The sequence below is a fragment of the Pseudomonas sp. S06B 330 genome (genome assembly GCF_002845275.2).
GTDB lineage: Bacteria > Pseudomonadota > Gammaproteobacteria > Pseudomonadales > Pseudomonadaceae > Aquipseudomonas.
In genome coordinates, this window is sequence record NZ_CP088149.1 from 5,245,390 (window position 1) to 5,266,006 (window position 20,617).

Annotated in this window: 20 protein-coding genes; 6 read left to right on the forward strand and 14 right to left on the reverse strand. The window is 60.2% G+C overall.

Translation table 11 applies throughout. The annotated features are described in order from the left end of the window. Positions 1-37: 37 nt before the first annotated feature. The 10 genes from CX511_RS23665 to CX511_RS23710 all read right to left on the reverse strand — a co-directional run bounded on the left by CX511_RS23665 (position 38) and on the right by CX511_RS23710 (position 10,916). A complete protein-coding gene (locus CX511_RS23665) occupies positions 38-1,225 on the reverse strand; it encodes an ATP phosphoribosyltransferase regulatory subunit (RefSeq protein ID WP_045182157.1) in 1,188 nt (395 codons plus the stop codon). A 275-nt stretch (positions 1,226-1,500) separates the two neighbouring features. After that, a complete protein-coding gene (gene hflC / locus CX511_RS23670; protein WP_045182155.1) occupies positions 1,501-2,370 on the reverse strand; it encodes a protease modulator HflC in 870 nt (289 codons plus the stop codon). Beyond that, entirely contained in the window at positions 2,370-3,530 is a 1,161-nt protein-coding gene (hflK, locus tag CX511_RS23675; protein ID WP_045182152.1) for an FtsH protease activity modulator HflK, read from the reverse strand. Before hflK ends, hflC begins: the two co-directional genes overlap by 1 nt. A 96-nt stretch (positions 3,531-3,626) precedes the next feature. Continuing rightward, on the reverse strand, positions 3,627-4,928 hold the full coding sequence (hflX, locus tag CX511_RS23680) for a ribosome rescue GTPase HflX (RefSeq protein ID WP_045182151.1): 1,302 nt from the start codon (positions 4,926-4,928) through the stop codon (positions 3,627-3,629). Between the two features lie 12 nt (positions 4,929-4,940). Beyond that, positions 4,941-5,201 carry an RNA chaperone Hfq gene (gene hfq, locus CX511_RS23685; protein ID WP_010221594.1) on the reverse strand — a complete coding sequence of 87 codons (261 nt, stop codon included), beginning with the start codon at positions 5,199-5,201 and terminating at the stop codon, positions 4,941-4,943. A 97-nt stretch (positions 5,202-5,298) separates the two neighbouring features. Then, entirely contained in the window at positions 5,299-6,270 is a 972-nt protein-coding gene (gene miaA, locus CX511_RS23690; protein ID WP_045182148.1) for a tRNA (adenosine(37)-N6)-dimethylallyltransferase MiaA, read from the reverse strand. Between the two features lies 1 nt (position 6,271). Further along, the gene (gene mutL / locus CX511_RS23695) at positions 6,272-8,173 is read right to left on the reverse strand and encodes a DNA mismatch repair endonuclease MutL (RefSeq protein WP_045182146.1); all 1,902 of its coding nucleotides are present in this window, start codon (positions 8,171-8,173) and stop codon (positions 6,272-6,274) included. Continuing rightward, positions 8,170-9,594 carry an N-acetylmuramoyl-L-alanine amidase gene (locus CX511_RS23700; RefSeq protein ID WP_218187390.1) on the reverse strand — a complete coding sequence of 475 codons (1,425 nt, stop codon included), beginning with the start codon at positions 9,592-9,594 and terminating at the stop codon, positions 8,170-8,172. Before CX511_RS23700 ends, mutL begins: the two co-directional genes overlap by 4 nt. 3 nt (positions 9,595-9,597) lie before the next feature. Beyond that, positions 9,598-10,068 (reverse strand): tRNA (adenosine(37)-N6)-threonylcarbamoyltransferase complex ATPase subunit type 1 TsaE, encoded by a 471-nt coding sequence (gene tsaE / locus CX511_RS23705; protein WP_045182142.1) that lies wholly within the window; start codon positions 10,066-10,068, stop codon positions 9,598-9,600. Next, positions 10,056-10,916: an NAD(P)H-hydrate dehydratase gene (locus tag CX511_RS23710; protein WP_045182140.1), complete on the reverse strand. Its 861-nt coding sequence runs from the start codon at positions 10,914-10,916 to the stop codon at positions 10,056-10,058. The genes tsaE and CX511_RS23710 overlap by 13 nt, the downstream gene beginning before the upstream one ends. A 63-nt stretch (positions 10,917-10,979) precedes the next feature. On the opposite strand from CX511_RS23710, the gene queG reads away from it, so the two are divergent. Next, on the forward strand, positions 10,980-12,077 hold the full coding sequence (gene queG, locus CX511_RS23715) for a tRNA epoxyqueuosine(34) reductase QueG (protein ID WP_101292006.1): 1,098 nt from the start codon (positions 10,980-10,982) through the stop codon (positions 12,075-12,077). 39 nt (positions 12,078-12,116) lie between these two features. Here queG and CX511_RS23720 read toward each other — a convergent pair whose 3' ends face one another. Both CX511_RS23720 and orn read right to left on the reverse strand, forming a co-directional pair. After that, positions 12,117-12,728, reverse strand: a complete 612-nt coding sequence (locus CX511_RS23720) for a trimeric intracellular cation channel family protein (RefSeq protein ID WP_045182135.1) — start codon at positions 12,726-12,728, stop codon at positions 12,117-12,119. Between the two features lie 100 nt (positions 12,729-12,828). Further along, on the reverse strand, positions 12,829-13,371 hold the full coding sequence (orn, locus tag CX511_RS23725; RefSeq protein WP_038615221.1) for an oligoribonuclease: 543 nt from the start codon (positions 13,369-13,371) through the stop codon (positions 12,829-12,831). Positions 13,372-13,462: 91 nt separating this feature from the next. Between orn and rsgA the strand changes: the two genes are divergently transcribed. Together rsgA and CX511_RS23735 are read left to right on the forward strand one after the other, a co-directional pair. Next, positions 13,463-14,494 carry a small ribosomal subunit biogenesis GTPase RsgA gene (gene rsgA / locus CX511_RS23730; protein WP_045182435.1) on the forward strand — a complete coding sequence of 344 codons (1,032 nt, stop codon included), beginning with the start codon at positions 13,463-13,465 and terminating at the stop codon, positions 14,492-14,494. A 260-nt stretch (positions 14,495-14,754) separates the two neighbouring features. After that, positions 14,755-15,237 (forward strand): toll/interleukin-1 receptor domain-containing protein, encoded by a 483-nt coding sequence (locus tag CX511_RS23735; RefSeq protein ID WP_045182133.1) that lies wholly within the window; start codon positions 14,755-14,757, stop codon positions 15,235-15,237. A 64-nt stretch (positions 15,238-15,301) separates the two neighbouring features. Here CX511_RS23735 and motB read toward each other — a convergent pair whose 3' ends face one another. Together motB and motA are read right to left on the reverse strand one after the other, a co-directional pair. After that, complete coding sequence (gene motB / locus CX511_RS23740) at positions 15,302-16,321, reverse strand: flagellar motor protein MotB (RefSeq protein WP_045182131.1); 1,020 nt, start codon at positions 16,319-16,321, stop codon at positions 15,302-15,304. A 3-nt stretch (positions 16,322-16,324) separates the two neighbouring features. Then, complete coding sequence (gene motA, locus CX511_RS23745; protein WP_038615227.1) at positions 16,325-17,176, reverse strand: flagellar motor stator protein MotA; 852 nt, start codon at positions 17,174-17,176, stop codon at positions 16,325-16,327. A 129-nt stretch (positions 17,177-17,305) separates the two neighbouring features. On the opposite strand from motA, the gene CX511_RS23750 reads away from it, so the two are divergent. From CX511_RS23750 to asd, 3 genes are read left to right on the forward strand one after another with little or no spacing between them, the layout of a single operon-like run. Next, positions 17,306-18,841: an HDOD domain-containing protein gene (locus CX511_RS23750; protein WP_101292007.1), complete on the forward strand. Its 1,536-nt coding sequence runs from the start codon at positions 17,306-17,308 to the stop codon at positions 18,839-18,841. Positions 18,842-18,888: 47 nt separating this feature from the next. Continuing rightward, a complete protein-coding gene (locus CX511_RS23755) occupies positions 18,889-19,698 on the forward strand; it encodes a rhodanese-like domain-containing protein (protein WP_045182125.1) in 810 nt (269 codons plus the stop codon). A gap of 17 nt (positions 19,699-19,715) precedes the next feature. Beyond that, positions 19,716-20,579 carry an archaetidylserine decarboxylase gene (asd, locus tag CX511_RS23760; RefSeq protein ID WP_045182123.1) on the forward strand — a complete coding sequence of 288 codons (864 nt, stop codon included), beginning with the start codon at positions 19,716-19,718 and terminating at the stop codon, positions 20,577-20,579. The last annotated feature ends 38 nt before the right edge of the window (positions 20,580-20,617 follow it).

The following is a 20,617-nucleotide window of genomic DNA, read 5'->3' on the forward strand; positions in this document are numbered from 1 at the left end:
GCGCAAACTTGGCGCCGGCTCGTACCGGCGGGGAATCTCAAATGGCCAGCGGCAGAACCTGCCAAAGCCCGTTTTGCTGAATCAATTGCCGATCGCAATCCGCCTCGACGGCGGCAGTCAATGGCTGCCCAGGCAATGCCTGAACCACCCGCTGACCTTCACTGCGCAATTGGCAGACCAACTGCCAGAGTGCTGCATCGCTGCTGTCGGGCATCCAGATCCCGCCAGACGGCAATACAACCTCGGCCCGCCCCAGTGTGACCAGGGTCTTCAAATCCGTGGAGAAACCGGTGGCCGGGCGCGCCCGGCCAAAGTCTGCTCCGATGTCGTCGTAACGACCGCCCTGAGCGATCGACTGACCGACGCCCGGGACAAATACCGCAAACACCACTCCGGTGTGGTAGTGGTAACCGCGCAGCTCGCCCAGGTCGAAATACAGGGGCAGCTCGGGGTAACGCGTAGCCAGACGCTCGGCAATCGCCATCAGGTCATCCAGGGCCGCCAGCACCGCAGCTGGCGCACGCCCCAGACGCACACGCGCCTCGGCCAGTACTTCACGCCCACCGCACAGCTCGGTCAGCGAACGCAGCATGCCGGCGAGGTCCGCTGGCAGGTTGGCGGTCAGCTCGATCACCTCATCGATGGCCTTGCGCTGCAGGGCATCGAACAGCTGTTGCTCGACCGCACCGGACAAGCCAGCCGCACGGGCCAGGCCGCGGTAGATACCGACGTGACCCAGGTCCATGTGCACATCCGGCACATCCGCCAGTTGCAGCATGGCCAGCATCAGGCTGATCACTTCAACGTCGCTGACCGGGCTGGCGTCGCCGTACAGCTCGGCACCGAGCTGGATCGGGCTGCGCGATGTCGACAGCGCTCGCGGCAGGGCATGCAGCACGCTACCGGCGTAGCACAGACGGCTCGGGCCTTCACGGCGCAAGGTGTGCGCATCGATGCGCGCGACCTGCGGGGTGATGTCAGCCCGAAAGCCCATCTGCCGACCCGATTGCGGGTCGATAACCTTGAAGGTCCGCAGATCCAGGTCCTGGCCGGCACCGGTGAGCAGCGATTCCAGGTACTCGATATGCGGGGTCACGACGAACTCGTAACCCCAGCTCTGGAACAGATCCAACACCTGACGACGCGCGATCTCGATACGCGCCGCCTCAGGTGGCAGTACTTCTTCGATGCCATCTGGCAGCAGCCAGCGGTCTACCGTTGCCATTACGCCATTTCCCCTTTGGTCCGGGCGGCCTGCCCGCGGGCTAGCCTTGAGTGAAGCAGGTATCGCCAAACAATAGCGCGCAGCACTGATTCCAGCGCTACCGCCGTGCCGATACCCTCAAATACCTTGGGCTGCTCTGTAGACCGGAGACCGCTTGCGGCCGTTCGATCTTGCAGACGCAAAAAAGCCGGGAATTTCCCGGCTGCCGCATCATACACCCGTTTTCTCGCAGGATCACCCCGCCAAGCGTTTTAGCCGCCCGGCGGGGTGCAACCTTACGGCTTGGGCTTGTCCATAAAGCGGAAGAACTCGCTGCTCGGGTCGAGCACCAGTACATCGCTCTTATTGGCAAAGCTTTCGCGGTAGGCCTTCAGACTGCGGTAGAACGCGTAGAAGTCCTGGTCCTGACCGTAGGCTTTGGCGTAGATCGACGCCGCCTGGGCGTCACCATCACCGCGGGTCTCTTCCGACTCCCGATAAGCTTCGGCCAGCAGAACACGGCGCTGACGGTCGGCGTCGGCACGAATACCTTCGGCCAACTCGTTACCTTTGGCGCGGTGTTCGCGGGCTTCACGCTCACGCTCGGTGCTCATACGCTCGAACACGCTGCGGTTTACTTCTTTAGGCAGGTCGATGGCCTTGACGCGAACGTCGACCACTTCAATACCCAGCTCCTTGCTGGCCATGCGGTTCAGCGAAGCAGTGATGTCAGCCATCAGTGCATCACGTTCACCGGAGACCACTTCGTGCAAGGTACGCTTACCGAACTGGTCACGCAGGCCGCTTTCCAGACGGCGCGACAGACGCTCGTCGGCGATCTGCTTGAGGCCCGAGGTCGCGGTATAGAAACGCTCAGCGTCTTTGACCCGCCATTTGGCGTAGGCATCGACCATCACGGCTTTCTTTTCCAGGGTCAGGAAGCGCTGGGTTGGAGCGTCCAGCGTCATCAGGCGAGCGTCGAACTTACGCACCTGGTTGACGTACGGAACCTTCACATGCAGGCCCGGCTGAACATCAGCCTGGACCACACGACCAAATTGCAGCAGTACCGCGCGCTCGGTCTGGGACACGATGTAGAAGCTGTTCCAGGCCACGATCGCCAGCACCACGCCAACGATCAGGGCGATCAGCGATTTATTGCTCATCAGCGGCTCTCCCTAGAACGCAACTGTGTTTGCTGCTGTTGCAGCTCCGCCGCCGCGCGATTGGCTGCGTCGTTGGCCGAAGCCGGGACGCTGACCGGGGCACTGCTGGTACGGCTACCTTCAACCATCTTGTCCAACGGCAGGTACAGCAAGTTGCTCTGGCCATCCTTACCGGAAACCAGGACCTTGCTGGTGTTGCTGTAGACTTCCTGCATGGTGTCCAGGTACAGACGCTGACGGGTCACCTCAGGAGCCTTGCGGTACTCGGCGACCAGCTTGGTGAAGCGATCAGCCTCACCCTTGGCGCGCGAGACGACTTCGTCGCGGTAACCGTTGGCGTCTTCGATGATCCGCTGAGCCTGACCACGGGCTTCTGGCACCACGCCGTTGGCGTAGGACTCGGCCTGGTTGCGGGCCCGCTGCTCGTCTTCACGGGCACGGATCACGTCGTCAAAGGCTTCCTGCACTTCACGCGGGGCTGCCGCGCTCTGTACGTTGACCTGGGTGACGGTGATACCGGTACGGTAGGTATCGAGGAAACGCTGCAGGCGCTCCTTGATTTCCACGGCCATCTGCTCACGACCTTCGGTCAGCACCTTGTCCATGGCGGTGGAGCCCACCACATGGCGCAGAGCACTGTCAGTCGCGTGCTGCAGGCTGACTTCAGGCTGATCAACGTTCAGCACGAAATCCTGCAGGTTGGTGATTTTGTACTGCACGGTCAGCGGCACTTCGACGATGTTCTCGTCTTCAGTGAGCATCTGCCCCTGCTTGGTATAGGCACGCTCACGCGTGACGTTTTCCATGTACTTGCGATCGATCGGCGGGAAGTAGATGTTCAGGCCCGGCCCTACGGTTTCGTAGTATTTGCCGAAGCGCAGCACTACGGCCTGCTCCTGTTCGTCGACCACATACACGGCGCTGTACAGCCAGATAGCTGCCAGCACGGCCAGACCGACGCCGAGCAGGCCGAAGCCACCACCCTTGCCGATGCCACCGTCACCGCCGCGTTTTTTGCCACTGCCGAACATGCCGTTCAGGCTGTCCTGCAGCTTGCGGAAGGCCTCGTCGAGATCCGGCGGTCCTTTCTTGTCGCCGCCACGGCGGCCGCCCCAAGGATCCTGATTGTTCGAGTTGCCACCCGGCTCATTCCAAGCCATAGCGCTCTCCATCTGATAAAGCAAAGACGCACCCACGGCGCGCCGTCCAATGCTACAGAATGCCTGTCACGGCTGCCCGACCGCGTCGCCGGGCTTTTATTGCAAAGTGTGTTGCTCGATGAACTCCGCTGGCTTCAAACCTTCGCGACTGACCAGGCGATTGAACTCGACCCGAGACACTCGCACGGCCAGAAGACTGCTGCCTTCATCGTCGTGCTCTTCGCCCTGCACTGCGCCCAATGCAAAGAATTGCGCGCGCAATCGCGCAAAACGCTGTTCAAGGCGCAAGGTTCCGATAAACAGGTCATCCCCCAGCAACTCGGCGATTGCCTGCCCCACCAGTTCCAGGCCACGCCCATCACGCGCCGAGACCCAAACTCGCTGCGGCTTGCCGTCGGCATCGCGCTGAATCTGCGGCTCGACACCTTCAAGCAGGTCGAGTTTGTTATAGACCTCGAGGATCGGCAAGCCTTCTGCACCAATCTCCCCCAGTACCGCCATGACCTGCTCGATCTGCTCCATCCGATCAGGTTCATGCGCGTCGATCACATGCAGCAGCAGATCCGAGTTGCTCGACTCTTCGAGCGTAGCTCGAAAAGCCTCGACCAGCTTGTGTGGCAGGTGACGAATGAAGCCCACGGTATCGGCCAGGACAATCGGCCCGACATCGTCGAGCTCAAGCCGGCGCAAGGTCGGATCAAGTGTCGCAAACAACTGATCGGCTGCGTAGACCTCGGATTGGGTCATGGCATTGAACAGGGTCGATTTACCGGCGTTGGTATAGCCAACCAGCGAAACCGACGGGATATCTGCGCGCTTACGCCCACGGCGAGCCTGCTCGCGCTGGCTGCGGACCTTTTCCAGGCGTGATTTGATCTGGCGCAGACGTACCCGCAACAGGCGACGGTCGGTTTCCAGCTGGGATTCACCCGGGCCGCGCAGACCGATACCGCCTTTCTGCCGCTCAAGGTGCGTCCAGCCGCGAACCAGCCGCGTGCTCATGTGCTCAAGCTGGGCCAGTTCAACCTGGAGCTTGCCTTCATGGGTACGCGCCCGCTGGGCGAAAATATCGAGAATCAAACCGGTGCGGTCAAGCACGCGACACTCGAATACTCGCTCGAGGTTACGTTCCTGACTGGGTGTGAGGGTGTGATTGAAAATCACCAAATCTACCTGTTCGGCTTTGACCAGGTCGCGCAGTTCCTCGACCTTGCCGCTGCCAATCAGGTATTTGGCGGTGGGCTGATGTCGCGCCACATTGGCGAACGCGACAATATCGGCCCCAGCCGACAGTGCCAGCTCCCGAAACTCCTGCGGATCTTCGCGCGCCTCAGGGTTCTGACCTTCCAAGTGAACGAGGACTGCTCGTTCACCACCACCGTGGCGCTCAAAGAACAAAGCAGACTCCTATCAGGCGTTACCTGGCTCAGCGTCGCCTTGCTCGGATTCGGTTGCGCTTGGCAGACGGATCGGACGCACAGGAACTACTGTCGAGATAGCGTGCTTGTAAACCATCTGGCTTACGGTGTTTTTCAGCAGGATCACGAACTGGTCGAAGGATTCGATCGTGCCTTGCAGCTTGATGCCGTTAACCAAATAGATCGAAACCCCAACTTTTTCTTTTCTCAAAGTATTCAAGTAAGGGTCTTGTAGCGAATGCCCTTTTGACATATGCCGCACTCCTGTAAGGATCAATAGTAAAAAAATCAAAGAAAAACTGATGGCTCAAGCCGCCCCACCCCCAAGGATAGACGGCAATTGCAAGGACTCAGCTCAATATGGAGACCGACCCCAGGTATTTCAAGGTGCGAGACAGATTGTCGCAAGCCAGGCTGTCCAACCAATGCAAGTCAGCCCAACTACGCAACCAGGTGAATTGCCGCTTCGCCAATTGGCGAGTGGCAATAATGCCGCGCTCCTGCATCTCAACTGATGTTAACTTGCCATCAAGATGATCCCAGACCTGGCGATAACCAACCGCCCGTATAGACGGCAGTCCCGCATGCAAGTCACTTCTGGCTCGCAGCACTCGGACCTCGTCAACGAAGCCCTGTTCCAGCATTTGCCCAAATCGTAGCGCAATCCGCTCGTGCAAAACGTGCCGATCATTCGGCGCAATGGCCAGGCTGGCGACAGTATAGGGCAAATGGCCCGCTGCCGAAGGGCCTGCGGCGCTACTTTCCGCGGATTGACGTTGGCGATGGGCCGTCATTGTCATGCCGCTGACCCGATAAACCTCAAGCGCGCGGATCAGGCGCTGAGGGTCATTGGGGTGAATCCGCGCGGCCGACTCAGGGTCAACAGCCGCTAATTGCTGGTGCAGGCCGTGCAATCCAAGGCGTGCCGCCTCTTCTTCGAGCTCGGCGCGCACCTGCGGATCAGCCGCTGGCATATCGGCCAGGCCTTCGAGCAGGGCTTTGTAATAAAGCATGGTGCCACCGACCAATAGCGGTATTTTGCCGCGGGCGGTGATATCGGCCATGGCCTCCAGCGCGTCGCGACGAAAATCAGCCGCTGAATAGCTTTGCGCCGGGTCGAGAATATCGATCAGGCGGTGCGGATGCGCCGCCAGGATGTCTTTCGAAGGCTTGGCGGTGCCGATATCCATGCCCCGATAAACCAATGCCGAGTCGACACTGATCAGCTCGCAGGGCAGCACTTTGGTCAGTTCGATGGCCAGATCGGTTTTGCCCGCCGCGGTCGGGCCCATCAGGAAAATCGCGGGAGGTTTGCCACTCATGTTATCGACCGCGCAGGAACAGTTTGTCCAGATCGTCCAGGCCCATTTGGGTCCAGGTCGGTCGGCCGTGGTTGCACTGGCCGCTGCGCTCGGTGTTCTCCATGTCGCGCAACAGACCATTCATTTCTGCCAGGGCCAGACGACGGTTGGCGCGAATGGCGCCGTGACAGGCCATGGTGCCGAGCAATTCGTTCAGGTGCGCCTGAATGCGGTCGCTGGTGCCGTACTCCATCAGGTCGGCGAGCACATCCTGGACCAAACGATTGGCCTCAGCCTGCTTGAGCAATGCCGGAATCTGACGGATCGCCAGGCTTTCCGGGCCCAGGCGCTGCAGCTCGAAGCCCAGGCGCTGGAACCATTCGGCGTGTTCTTCGGCGCAGTCGGCCTCGCGCTGGCTCAGCGCCAGGGATTCAGGCACCAGCAACGGCTGGCCGCTCAGGCCTTCACTGGCCATGGCCACCTTGAGGCGTTCATACATGATGCGCTCATGGGCTGCATGCATGTCTACCAGCACCAGACCCACGGCATTCTCGGCGAGGATATAGATGCCCTTGAGCTGCGCCAGGGCGTAGCCTAGGGGTGGAATATCACCCTGGCTGTCGGGCAGCACCGCAGGTGCTGCCTCGTTCAGCGGTGCAAAGAATTCACGGTAGACGCCCTGCGCCTCGGCAGCCGGTACGGCCTGGGCCGGGCGCGGCGTGTACTGATACTGATAACCGCCCCCGCCGCCGTTGCCATCACCCGGAGGTCGAACGCTCGGCTGGGCCGACGGTTGTTCGAGCAGGTTTGCCGCCAGGCGCATTTCGCCCTGGGGACCAAATTCGCCTGCCTGTATACCGCTGGGGCGGACGATCTCACTGGTTGTGGCGGGCGCAGCCAGTTGATCTTCCGGGCGCACGTCAGCCAGGGCCCGGTGTAAGGTGCCATAGAGAAAATCGTGGACCATGCGCCCGTCACGAAAGCGCACTTCATGCTTGGTCGGATGAACGTTGACGTCAACACCAGTAGGGTCGACCTCAAGGAACAGCACGAAGGTCGGGTGCCGCCCATTGAACAATACATCGCGATAGGCCTGGCGTACCGCGTGGGCTACCAGCTTGTCACGCACGGCACGGCCGTTGACGAAGAAGTACTGCAAGTCAGCCTGACTGCGCGAGAAGGTCGGCAAACCCACCCAGCCCCACAGGTGCAAACCGTTGCGTTCGATTTCGATCGGCAGCGCCTGCTCAAGGAAGCCCGGGCCGCAGATTGCCGCTACGCGCCGAGCCCGGGCGTTATCGTCCAAGGCTTCGTGCAGGCTGAGAATGCTCTTGCCGTTGTGGCGCAGGTGAAAAGCGACATCGAAACGCGCCAGCGCCAGGCGCCGGATCACCTCCTGCAGGTGATCGAATTCGGTTTTCTCGGTCTTGAGAAATTTGCGGCGGGCCGGGGTGTTGAAGAACAGATCACGCACTTCCACCGAGGTACCAGCCGGGTGCGCTGCTGGTTGCACCCGTGGGGCCATGTCACGGCCTTCGGTTTCCACTTGCCAGGCTTGGTCCGCGTCACGGGTACGCGAGGTGAGGGTCAGGCGCGCCACCGAACTGATCGAAGCCAGGGCCTCACCACGAAAGCCAAGGCTCATTACCCGTTCCAGGTCTTCCAGGTCGCGGATTTTGCTGGTGGCGTGACGCGCCAGGGCCAACGGTAGGTCGTCGGCGGCGATGCCACGACCATCGTCACGCACCCGCAGCAATTTTACTCCGCCCTGCTCAACTTCCACGTCAATCCGACGGGCACCGGAGTCCAGGCTGTTTTCCAGCAGTTCCTTGATCACCGATGCTGGACGCTCGACCACCTCACCGGCGGCAATCTGGTTCGCCAGCCGCGGGCTGAGCAGCTCGATCCGCGCACTGTCGGTCATTGCTGCGACGCCAGGGCAGTCGTGGGGATATTCAAGCTCTGGCCGACTTTCAATTCATCACTCTTGAGGCTGTTGGCCGAGCGCAGACTAGCCACGCTGACCTGATAACGCACAGCGATCATGGCCAGCGTCTCGCCTGGACGCACGCTGTGTTCGCGTGGCCCTTGGGCGATTTTGCCGCTGTCACGCAAGAACGCGATGTAAGTACCGGGCGGCGGGTTCTGCTGGAAGAACTGGCGCACACCACTGTGAATCGAACGCGCCAACGATTGCTGGTGACTCCGAGTTGCGAGCTTGGCCGCTTCGTTGGCGTTGGAGATAAAGCCGGTTTCCACCAGGATCGAAGGGATGTCTGGCGACTTCAGCACCATAAAACCTGCCTGCTCGACCCGTCGTTTGTGCAATGGGGTGACGCGGCCCATGTTGCCCAGAACCTTCTGCCCGACGTTGAGGCTCGAACTCAGCGATGCGGTCATCGACAGGTCGAGCAGCACGCCCGCAAGCATGCGGTCCTTATCGTCGAGGCTGACGTTACCGGCACCACCGATCAGGTCCGAACGGTTTTCACTGTCGGCCAGCCAACGGGCGGTTTCCGAGGTGGCACCGCGATCAGACAGGGCGAATACCGAAGCACCAAAGGCAGCCTTGGAGGGCGCAGCGTCAGCGTGGATCGATATAAACAGGTCAGCGCCTTTCTTGCGGGCAATCTCGGTACGCTTGCGCAGCGGAATGAAATAGTCGCCGGTACGCGTCAATTCAGCACGGAAACCCTTCTCGCTGTTGATCTGACGCTGCAGCTCCTTGGCAATCGACAATACGATGTCTTTTTCATGCTGGCCCTTGGAGCCCGAAGCCCCAGGGTCTTCACCACCATGACCGGCATCGATGGCGATAACAATGTCCCGCTTGCCGCTGGGCACAGGGGTCAGCTTGATCGACGGCTGCGCAGGTGTCACTGGCACCGCCGGGGTGGTGGCAACCGGCGGTGTTGGCGCAGGTGCGACGGCATCAGCGGCCTGGTCGAAAAGGTCAACCACCAGGCGATTGCCATACTGAGCATTCGGCGCCAAGGTAAAGCTCTTGGGCGTAACCGACTTGCTCAGATCAATCACCACACGCAAGTCGGTCGGTGTACGCTGGGCCGAGCGCACACTGGTAATCGGAGTATTGGAGGTCGACACGGCCAACGGCGCGGCCAGTGTTGCACCATTGATATCGATGACCAGACGATCCGGGGCTGTCAGGGTAAACACGCTGTGCTGTACTGGCCCGGAAAGGTCGAACACCAGACGTGTGTTATCCGGCGCTCGCCACAAACGCATACTTTTGACTTGCGTGACGGCCAAAGCATCAACAGTTACCGCCGTAAGCAGCAACCCTACGACCGCAACCAGTGCGCGAATGCGCATACCTATCCCCATTTTCTATTTGAATTCCAAGGCCAGAGCGGCACACCAGGCTACGCCACGTGCCCCCTGCGGCGACAGGTTCAGCGAACGACCGCTCGCCTGGGGGCTTATGGTAATGGTCAGGTCGGGCTTTGGCAAAACACCCGCACCCTTTTGGGGCCATTCGAACAGGCACAACGCGTCATCTTCGAAGTAATCGCGAATACCCAAGAACTCCAGCTCCTCTGGATCGACCAAGCGATAGAGATCGAAGTGAAACGCACGAATATCGCCGATTTCATAAGGTTCAACCACTGTAAAGGTAGGGCTTTTTACCGCTCCGGTATGCCCAAGACCGCGAATGATGCCGCGCGACAAGGTGGTTTTACCTGCGCCCAGGTCCCCTTCCAGAAAAATCACGCCGTGACCTTTGGTCACTTCGGCAATACGGTGACCGAAACGGACCATGGCCTCTTCGTCGGCCAAAAACAGGGTTACACCTGACACGCTGAATGCTCCTCCAATAAATGACGAATCGCTGGCACCAGATCACTGGCCGCCAGCCCACGACCTTGCATACCCTGCCGCTCTCCGGCGCAGGCATGCAACCAGACGCCCAGACAGGCCGCGTCCCAGCTCGACAACCCCTGAGCCAGCAGCGCCCCCAGCACCCCACTGAGTACGTCGCCCAGGCCCGCACCCGCCATAGCCGGGTGCCCACGCTCGCACAAGGCAAGCTGCCCGGCCGGATCAGCCACCAGGGTACCCGCACCCTTGAGCACACATACGACTGCGTATTTACGCGCGAGTTTGCGCGCTGCTCCCGCACGATCAGCCTGGACCGCCTCGGTGGAGATCCCCAGCAACCGTGCGGCCTCTCCTGGGTGCGGGGTAATGATCGAGCCGCCTGCCAGCGCCAACGGCGCCCGTGCCAGCAGATTCAACGCATCGGCGTCCCACACCTGCGCCAGCCGCGCATTGGCAACCGCCGACAGTAAGCTACGCCCCCAGGCCGCCTGGCCAAGGCCTGGACCGACTACCACTACCGAGGCTCGCTCGAGGGGCGTCATTAATTGGTTAGCCGAATGCACGCCCAGGCACATCACCTCCGGCAGCCGCGCCAAAGCAGCGGCGACCTGCTCGCTGCGCGTGGCCAGCGAGACCAGCCCGGCACCACAGCGCAACGTGGCCTCAGCACTGAGCAGAACGGCCCCGCCGGTGCCGCGATCACCGCCGACCACCAAGACATGGCCAAAATCGCCCTTTTGCGCCGTAATCTGGCGCGGCGCAAGTGGCGTCAGGGTGACGCTGCTGATGATCTGCGGTGCGTTTGCAGGGTGTTTGGTCTGAGGCATGGGTCAAAGGCTCCGATGTCTGGCAGAATTATACGCACCTGAGTCCGTATTGCCCTATTTCCCATGTCTGCTGCCACTCCCGATCTTCCCGCACTGGCCCAATCGATCAAAGACTGGGGTAAAGCGCTCGGCTTTGCCCATGTCGGCATCGCCGGGGTGGATCTGGCTGAGCACGAACAGCACCTGGAGCGCTGGCTCGAAGCCGGCTATCACGGCGAAATGGATTACATGGGTGCCCATGGCAGCAAGCGCTCGCACCCCGACCAATTGGTGCCGGGAACCCTGCGTGTGGTCTCGCTGCGCATGGACTATCTGCCGGGCGACACACGCATGGCCCAGCAACTGGCCCATCCGGAAAAAGCCTATATCTCCCGTTATGCCCTGGGCCGTGACTATCACAAGCTGATTCGCAAACGCGTGCAGCACTTGGCTGAGCGCATTCAGAAAGACATTGGCCCATTCGGTTTTCGGGCCTTCGTCGACAGCGCCCCGGTCCTGGAGAAAGCCATTGCCGAGCAGGCCGGGTTGGGCTGGATTGGCAAAAACACCCTGCTGCTCAACCGCAAGGCCGGCAGCTACTTCTTTCTCGCCGAGCTATTTGTCGACATTCCGCTGCCGGTCGATCCGCCGCAGGCCAGTGAGCATTGCGGTCGTTGCAGTGCCTGTCTGGACATCTGCCCGACCCAGGCCTTTGTCGGTCCATATGTACTAGACGCCAGGCGCTGCATCTCGTACCTGACAATCGAGCTGAAAAGCACCATCCCTGAAGAACTGCGACCCCTGATCGGCAACCGCGTATTCGGCTGTGATGACTGCCAGATCGTCTGCCCCTGGAACCGCTTCGCCCGGCCGACCGCCGAGAGTGACTTCAAACCCCGGCACAACCTCGATAGCGCGGAGTTGGCCGTGCTGTTCATGTGGGACGAGCAGACCTTCCTCGACAGTACCGAAGGCTCACCGTTAAGGCGTGCCGGGTATGAACGCTGGCTGCGCAATCTGGCGGTGGGATTGGGCAACGCGCCTTCGACCATACCGGTATTGGAGGCGCTGAAGGCGCGCCAGGATCATCCGTCGGAGCTGGTGCGCGAACATGTGCAGTGGGCGCTGGGGCAGCATGCGATGAAAGCAGCGGCATGCGCGAAGCCCCAAACGTCTAGCTGATCCCCGCAACTTGCAGCTTACAGCTTGCCGCTCAACACTTCAGTGCTCATCGTTGTAATGAAACTTGGGCATTTCCCAGTGAAAGCGAATGGCCAACAAGCGCAGCAGCAAACCACCAAACAAGGTCAACAGGATCGCCTGCTCGCTGGGCACATTGAAGTAAACACACCCCAGATAGAACCAAGCGGCCGCAAACGACACGCTCGCATACAGCTCACGGCGGAAGATCAGCGGAATATCATTGCAGAAGATGTCACGCAAAATACCGCCAAACACCCCGGTGATCACCCCGCTGATCGACGCCACCAGCATGCCCTGCCCCATTTCCAGTGCCGTCATGCAACCAATCAGGGTAAAGGCCACCAGCCCCAAGGCATCGAGCACCAGGAACAATGAGCGCAGGTGACGCATCAAGGGTGCGATGAAGATGGTCATCAGTGCAGCAAAACTGGTCAGCACCAGGTACTCCGGGTGCTTTACCCAGGTCAGCGGGTAATGCCCCAGCAACACATCGCGCACCGAGCCACCACCCAACGCAGTGATGCAGGCGATCAACACCACGCCGAACCAGTCCATGCCGCGGCGCCCGGCAGACAGCGCGCCAGTCATGGCTTCAGCGGTGATTGCAATGAGATAGAGCATCAACAACATAGCGCAGATCCGTGCAAGGGGGCGCGCAGTCTAACCAGTTGCCTCAAGCACCAAAAGGGGGCGCCGCACGGATTGTCTGTACAAGCGTGCGGCGGCGCGATCAAAACTTGATGAAGTGCTCGCGATAGTGACGCAGTTCGTTGATCGATTCGCGAATGTCGTCCAGCGCCAGGTGCGTGCCGCCTTTCTTGAAACTGTCACGCACCTCTGGCGCCCAGCGCGCGGCCAGCTCTTTGAGCGTGGAGACATCGAGGTTGCGATAGTGGAAGTAGTTTTCCAGGCCACGCATGTGGCGATAGAGGAAGCGGCGATCCTGGCAGATACTGTTGCCACAGATCGGCGACTTGCCTTTTGGCACCCACTGCTCAAGGAAGGCAATGGTCTGCGCCTCGGCTTCGGCCATGCTGACCTTGCTGTCCTTGACCCGCTGGGTCAGGCCGGAGGCACCATGGGTACGGGTGTTCCACTCGTCCATACGCGCCAGCACCTCGTCACTGTGGTGAATGGCGATCACCGGGCCTTCGGCCAGGGTGTTGAGATCGCTGTCAGTGACAATGGTGGCCATTTCGATGATGACGTCATGATCCGGATCCAGACCGGTCATTTCCAGGTCGATCCAGATCAGGTTCTGTGGGTTCTGCATGATTCTGCTCCTCGGTAGGTGCGCAGTTTAGCCTAGTGGAGCGTGCTAAACTCCTCGCCGTTTAATAATGCATGCCGAACACGGAACCTTCATGGCCAAACGCCAGCTCAATCGCCGCCAAAATTGGCGGATCGAAAAAATCCAGGGTGAACGCGCTGCTCGCGCCGCCAAACGCGAACAACAGACCCTGAAGGAGCTCGAAGGCGGTGACCTGGGCCCGGAACAACTCGGCCTGGTGATCGCCCACTTTGGCGTGCAGGTCGAAGTCGAGGCACAGGACGGCGATGACGCCGGCCAGGTGTTCCGCTGCCACTTGCGCGCCAATCTGCCAGCGCTGGTAACCGGCGACCGCGTCGTCTGGCGCTCAGGCAACCAGGGTATCGGTGTCATCGTCGCGCAAATGCCGCGCCATACCGAACTGTGCCGACCCGACAGTCGTGGCCAGCTCAAGCCGGTAGCGGCCAACGTCGACCTGATCGTTATCGTCTTCGCCCCGGCACCAGAACCCCACGCCAACCTGATCGACCGCTACCTGGTAGCCGCCGAACACGCCGGCATTCGTCCGCTGCTGCTGCTGAACAAGGCCGACCTGATCAACGAGCAGAACGCCCCGGCGCTCAATGCCCTGTTGGCGGTGTACAGGCAGTTGGGCTATCCGCTGCTGGAGGTTTCGGCCCATCACGGTGATGGCATGCAGCAGTTGCAGAAGCAGCTGGACGGACACATCAGTGTGTTCGTCGGCCAGTCCGGGGTCGGCAAGTCGTCGCTGGTCAATAGCCTGCTGCCTGAGGTGCAGACCCGGGTAGGCGATCTGTCCGAGTGGTCCGGTCAAGGCACCCACACCACCACGACCGCGCGCCTCTACCACTTCCCGGGTGGCGGTGAGCTGATCGACTCCCCCGGAATTCGCGAGTTCGGCCTCGGTCACGTCAGCCGCGCCGATGTCGAAGCCGGCTTCATCGAGTTCAACGATCTGCTCGGCACCTGCCGCTTTCGTGACTGCAAACACGACCGCGAGCCCGGTTGCGCCCTGCTCAAGGCCCTGGAAGACGGCCGTGTCCAGCAACAGCGGATGAACAGCTATCGCTCGATCATCGCCAGCCTGCCTCAAGACAGTTACTGACCTGCCACCTGAGGCTCGCAACGAGCCTCATCACTCTTGGCTGTAAGACAAGTCCGCAGGAAAATTTACCATCCAATGTAGGGATCTTCTTTATTGCAAGTGGTCCCTTGCCGCGATAGCAGCTTTCATTGATTGTCACCTTTCAGGTTCGCCATGACGAGGCGAACCCTCTCCATGCTGTGAGTATGAAAGGAATCAACAATGACAATTCGATCCTTACGTATCAATTGCACCACCTGCGTACCAGGAGGGCTCGCCTGATGCCTGTTGTTATCAGCTATCGCCACCAGGAACGCCTGGATGCCTTTATTATCAACGAGCGCCTGAAACTCGAAGGCATAGACACCCACCTGGATCTGTTCGATGGCAGCGCCGGACAAACAGCCGACGACATTACCGGGTTGGTGTGTCGCAACGTCAGCGGCTGTACCCACTTGATCACCGTCCTGTCCCAGGAAAATGCCGACACCTGGTGGACTCCGTTCCAGCTGGGCGCCGCTACGCTCAGCAATCGCCGTATTGCATTGTTCCAATGCACGGACAGCGTACTACCTGATTACCTGGAGAAGTGGCCGATAATGCGCTTACGCGAACATATCGATTTGTTCGTGCTCGCCTACCACGATGAACAGACCTTCAAGCGCTCGATAGACAACGAAGGTGCTGACGCCGATGCCATCAACCGCGTAAATGCCGACTTCTTCCACGCCGATCTGAAGGCCAAGATTCGTCGCGGCTTCTGAGCGTCGCAAAACGACAACGCCCGTGTGCATTGCTGCACACGGGCGTTGTGATCACAGCACAGGATTACTCCTTGCTTTCATCCATCTTCAACACACCGTCCTCGAAGATGTTCAGCTTCTGGCGCAGTTCACGCGGCTGCATCGGCTCAGGCTCGGTCGCAGCGGCCGGCGCAGGCGTCGGCGCCTCAGCGCCAGGTGCAGTGCCTTCAGGAGTAGCAGGTGCGGGTGGCTGCGTCTGCTCACCTTCCAGCGTGCGCTGGGCTTTCTTGGTCAGGACAATTATGTCGATACGCCGGTTTACCGGATTGAGCGGGTTGGCCCGGTCGAACAGTGATGACGAGGCATAGCCAACCACTCGTGCCACCTGAGCATCCGGGTAGCCACCTGCAACCAGGGCCCGACGCGCAGCGTTAGCACGGTTGGCCGACAGCTCCCAGTTACCAAAGTCCCCCGTGCCCGCATACGGCTTGGCATCGGTATGACCACTGATACTGATCTTGTTCGGCACCGCCTTGATGGTATCGGCCATGGCCAGCAGGATATCTTCGAAGTACGGCTGGAGACGGGCGCTGCCCAGGTCAAACATTGGCCGGTTCTCAGCATCCATGATCTGGATACGCAGGCCATCCTGGGTGATTTCGAAGAGGATCTGGTCCTTGAATTTCTGCAGTTGCGGGTTTTCTTCGACCTTGTTCTGCAGTTCCTGCAACAGCAGCTCCAGACGCTCGCGCTCAACCTGCTCGGCCATGCTCTCAACCTTGTCCTGATCCAGCTGAATACTGGTATCCGGAGTTGGCTCGGACTTCTCTTCCGGGTTGATGGTCTTTTCCGGAGCGAGTTTCGGTGAACCCCCGAGGTCGATAACGTAAGGCGTACCGCTTTCGGAAAAACCGATCGGGTCCTTGAAGTACCCGGCGATGGCGATTTTCTGTTCCGGTGTCGCCGTGGACAGCAGCCAGAGCACCAGGAAGAACGCCATCATTGCCGTGGCAAAGTCGGCAAAGGCGATCTTCCAGGCACCACCGTGGTGGCCGTCGCCATAGCGTTTTACGCGCTTGACGATAATGGGCTGGTTGTTTTCCATGACTTAGCGACCGCGAACCGCTTGTTCCAGCTCGGCGAAGCTCGGGCGATGCGCTGGAAACAGCACCTTGCGCCCGAATTCCACAGCCAGCGACGGCGGCATGCCGGAAGCCGAGGCCACCAGCGAAGCCTTGATGGCTTCGTAGACGTTGAGTTCTTCTCGAGCATCCTGACGCAAGGCAGTGGCCAGCGGCCCGAAGAAGCCGTAGGCGGCGAGAATACCGAAGAAGGTACCGACCAGCGCCGCACCGACGTGCAAACCGATGGACTTCTGGTCACCGTCGCCCAGCGAAGCCATGGTCACCACGATCCCCAGTACCGCGGCAACGATACCGAAGCCTGGCATGCCGTCGGCAATGCCGGTCACGGCATGGGACGGATGCTCAAGCTCTTCCTTCATGCTCAGCAGTTCCATGTCGAACAGGCCTTCAAGCTCATGCGGTGCCATGTTGCCGGTGGACATGATGCGCAGGTAGTCACAGATGAAAGCGGTCATGCGCTCATCACCCAGTACTGCAGGGTACTTGGCAAAAATCGGGCTGGAAGCGGCGTCTTCGATATCGGCTTCGATCGCCATCATGCCTTCGCGCCGGCTCTTGTTGAGGATCTCGTAGACCAGCCCGAGCACCTCGATGTAGAAGGTGTGGGTAAAGCGCGTACCAAACATCTTCAGCGACTTTTTGATTACATGCATGGTCATGTAACCAGGGTTCGCCTGGAGGAACGCACCAAAGGCCGCGCCACCGATGATCAGCACCTCGAAGGGCTGAATCAGTGCCGCAATTTTACCGTGGGATAGAACATATCCGCCGAGCACACTCGCGAATACGACGATGATGCCGATAATTTTAGCCATAGATAGAAAGCACTTACTGTCGTGGTCAGGGTCGTGAGCGGAAGTTAATAAAACTCTTCTTCTACTTATCGGCAGATCTGCGCCAGACTATAGTCAGTCAAGGCGAAAAGCCAGTTCGGCCCCTCCAGCATGCCTATTGAAACCATCGTGCCAGAACAAACACCTAAAACACTCGATGCCTGGGTCAAGCTGCTCGACAGCGTTCGACTACCGATTCCACAGACCAGTTACGAGCAGGTAAAAACTGCGATCGCCGACAGTCGCCGATCGCTGCGGGACATCGCCGAGTTGATGCAGGACAGCCCAGCTTTGGTGCTCAGCGTGATGCGCGAAGCCAACCATCACACCAACACCAGCCTTGGCGAACCCGCTGAAAGCCTGGAGATCGCCCTCAATCGCTTGGGCCTGGCGCGAACCGCTGAATTGCTGGAACGTCTACCAGCGTTGGCTGAAGACGATATCGCCCTGACCTTGCGCCAACTGCAGATGGTCAGCCAGCATGCCAGCCAACAAGCTAACGGCCTGTTCGCCAGCCGTCTGGCACGACTCTGGCAGGAAATTCACTGGGGCAGTCTTTTGTTTCTATCGCCGCTGTGGCCACTGGCCCTGACGTTTCCCAAGCTACTTGAAGCATGGGAGCTACGGGTTGTGCACAAGGGCGAATCCGCAACGCAAGTGGAGCTGGAGCTGTTTGGGGTGCGGGTGCTTAGCCTGTGCAAAGCTCTCGCCGAACACTGGCGTCTGCCAGAGTGGGTCACCCGTGGCTATCACCTGCTGCAGGATGAACGCCGTTTGCTGGCCAAGGCCTTGCTCATCGCCCGTGACCCGAACAGCCTGCACCAACAACAACAGTTGGATGACCAGCCAAATCTACGCCGCTGGTTCAACCAACCCGCCAACACCGTGTTGCTGGCCAACGGCTTGGCCCTGGCGGCACAAGTCGGCTGGACCAACCCTCATGTACGGCGCTGGCAGTTGCTCACCAGCCTGTACCTGCAAACGTCATTGGATGACGTTCAGCAATGGGTGCACCAACAAGCGGTCACCAGCGCCCGCCATCATGCCAACCATGGCCTGTTTCACCCAGCCGAAGCGCTGCTCTGGCCTTGGAATCAGCGCCGCTTGCACAAGGGGCAGATGGCACCGCCCCCGCCTTCGGCCCAGGCCTTGGGAGCATGGCGAAAACGCTGTGCTGAACTGCTGGTCGAGCCCAGCCCGTTCAGCAACGCCATCCACCTGACGACCCTGGCCCGCGAAGCGCTGGTAGCCTGTGGCATGCAGCGTCTGATGTTGCTGATGGCCGACAAGACCCTGACCCAGCTGCGCGCTCATCAGATTGCCGGATTGCCAGCAGAAGCGGCCAGCCTGGTGCTGCCCATCGAGCAGAGCAAGTTGCTGCAACGTCTAATGAGCAGCGCCGCGCAACTACGGTTGACGCCAGAGAATCACACGCAATTCGCGGCACTGTTGCCGGCCCACCTGCGCAGCTTGTTTCGCAGCGAACACCTGCTGCTGCGCTCACTGTCGAGCAATGGTCGCGTGGTGATGCTGCTGGTCGCTGACCAGGGTGGAAAGCCACTGGCCGATATCAGCGTGCAGGCCTTTGGCAAAACCGCGCAATGTATCGAACGGGCCCTGACCGCCTTCAGCAACCGCAGTGCCTGACCCATGCGCTACAATCGCCCCCCTCTGTTCCGCTCTGGAGACTCTGGATGACTGACTTTTCTGGCTTGCCCCTGGTAATTGAGCCGGCTGACCTGCAAGCCCGGCTTGATGTACCTGAGTTGATCCTGGTGGACCTGACCAGCGTCAACCGCTATGACAGCGGGCATATCCCCGGGGCTCGCTTTGTCGACCCGAAGCGTACCCAGCTGGGCCAACCCCCTGCGCCGGGCCTACTGCCGGCCAAAGCCGATCTGGAAAAGCTGTTTGCCGAGCTTGGCCACAACGCCAATGCGGTCTACGTGGTCTATGACGACGAGGGCGGCGGCTGGGCCGGACGTTTCATCTGGTTGCTGGATGTGATCGGCCACTCCCGCTACCACTACCTCAATGGCGGCGCCCAGGCATGGCCTGCGAGCACCCTCAGCACTGAAGTACCGGCCAAGGCCAGCGGCACGGTCAGTCTGACCCTGCACGAGGAGCCCACGGCAACCCGGGAATATCTGCAAAGCCGTATCGGCGCCGCCGACCTGGCCATCTGGGATGCGCGCAGCCCGGGCGAATACCGCGGTGAAAAGGTACTGGCCGCCAAAGGTGGGCATATCCCTGGTGCCGTCAATTTCGAATGGACTGCAGGCATGGACATGAACGACCACCTGCGCATCCGCAAAGACATGCCCGAGATCCTCGAAAAACTGGGCATCAGCAAAGACAAGGAAGTGGTCACCCACTGCCAGACTCATCACCGTTCCGGCTTTACCTATCTGGTAGCCAAGCACTTGGGCTACCCTCGGGTCAAAGCCTATGCCGGATCCTGGGGCGAATGGGGCAACCACCCCGACACCCCTGTAGAAATTTGAAGAATCAAGGAAACCCAATGAAATCCCGCTTGTTCATCATCAGCCAGCACCTGCTGCCGCATCACCTGCTGTCACGCCTGGCCGGTTGCATCGCCGAATGCCGTGTTCGCTGGTTCAAAAACGCCTTCACCAGTTGGTTCGCCAAGCGTTATCAGGTCGATATGTCCCAGGCGCTGGTCGAAGACCTGAGCGCTTACGAGCACTTCAACGCCTTCTTCACCCGCGCCCTGAAACCCGATGCACGCCCGCTCGACGAAACGCCGGGCGCGATCCTCTGCCCGGCCGATGGCGCAGTTAGCCAACTTGGCCCTATCGAGCACGGTCGTATCTTCCAGGCCAAGGGTCACAGCTTCAGCGCACTGGAGCTGCTTGGTGGTGATCCGGCCAATGCCGCCCCGTTCATGGGTGGTGAGTTTGCCACTATCTATCTGTCGCCCAAGGACTACCACCGTGTGCACATGCCACTGGCCGGTACTCTGCGCGAAATGATCTATGTCCCGGGTCGGCTGTTCTCGGTCAACCAGACCACCGCCGAAAACGTACCTGAACTGTTTGCCCGCAACGAGCGCGTGGTCTGCCTGTTCGATACCGAGCGTGGGCCGATGGCCGTGGTTCTGGTCGGGGCGATGATCGTGGCGTCTATCGAGACCGTCTGGGCTGGCCTGGTGACGCCTCCGAAGCGTGAACTCAAGACTTTCCGCTACGACGAAGCTAGCCGTGCACCGATCCACCTGGAAAAAGGTGCGGAACTGGGTCGTTTCAAGCTGGGTTCGACCGCCGTTGTCCTGTTCGGACCAGAGCAGGTCAAATGGGCCGAAGAACTCGGTGCCGGTTCGGCCGTGAGCATGGGTCAGCGCCTGGCATTGCCCGCCCAGGCCTGAACATGAAAAAGCCCGCAGCGATGCGGGCTTTTTTGTTT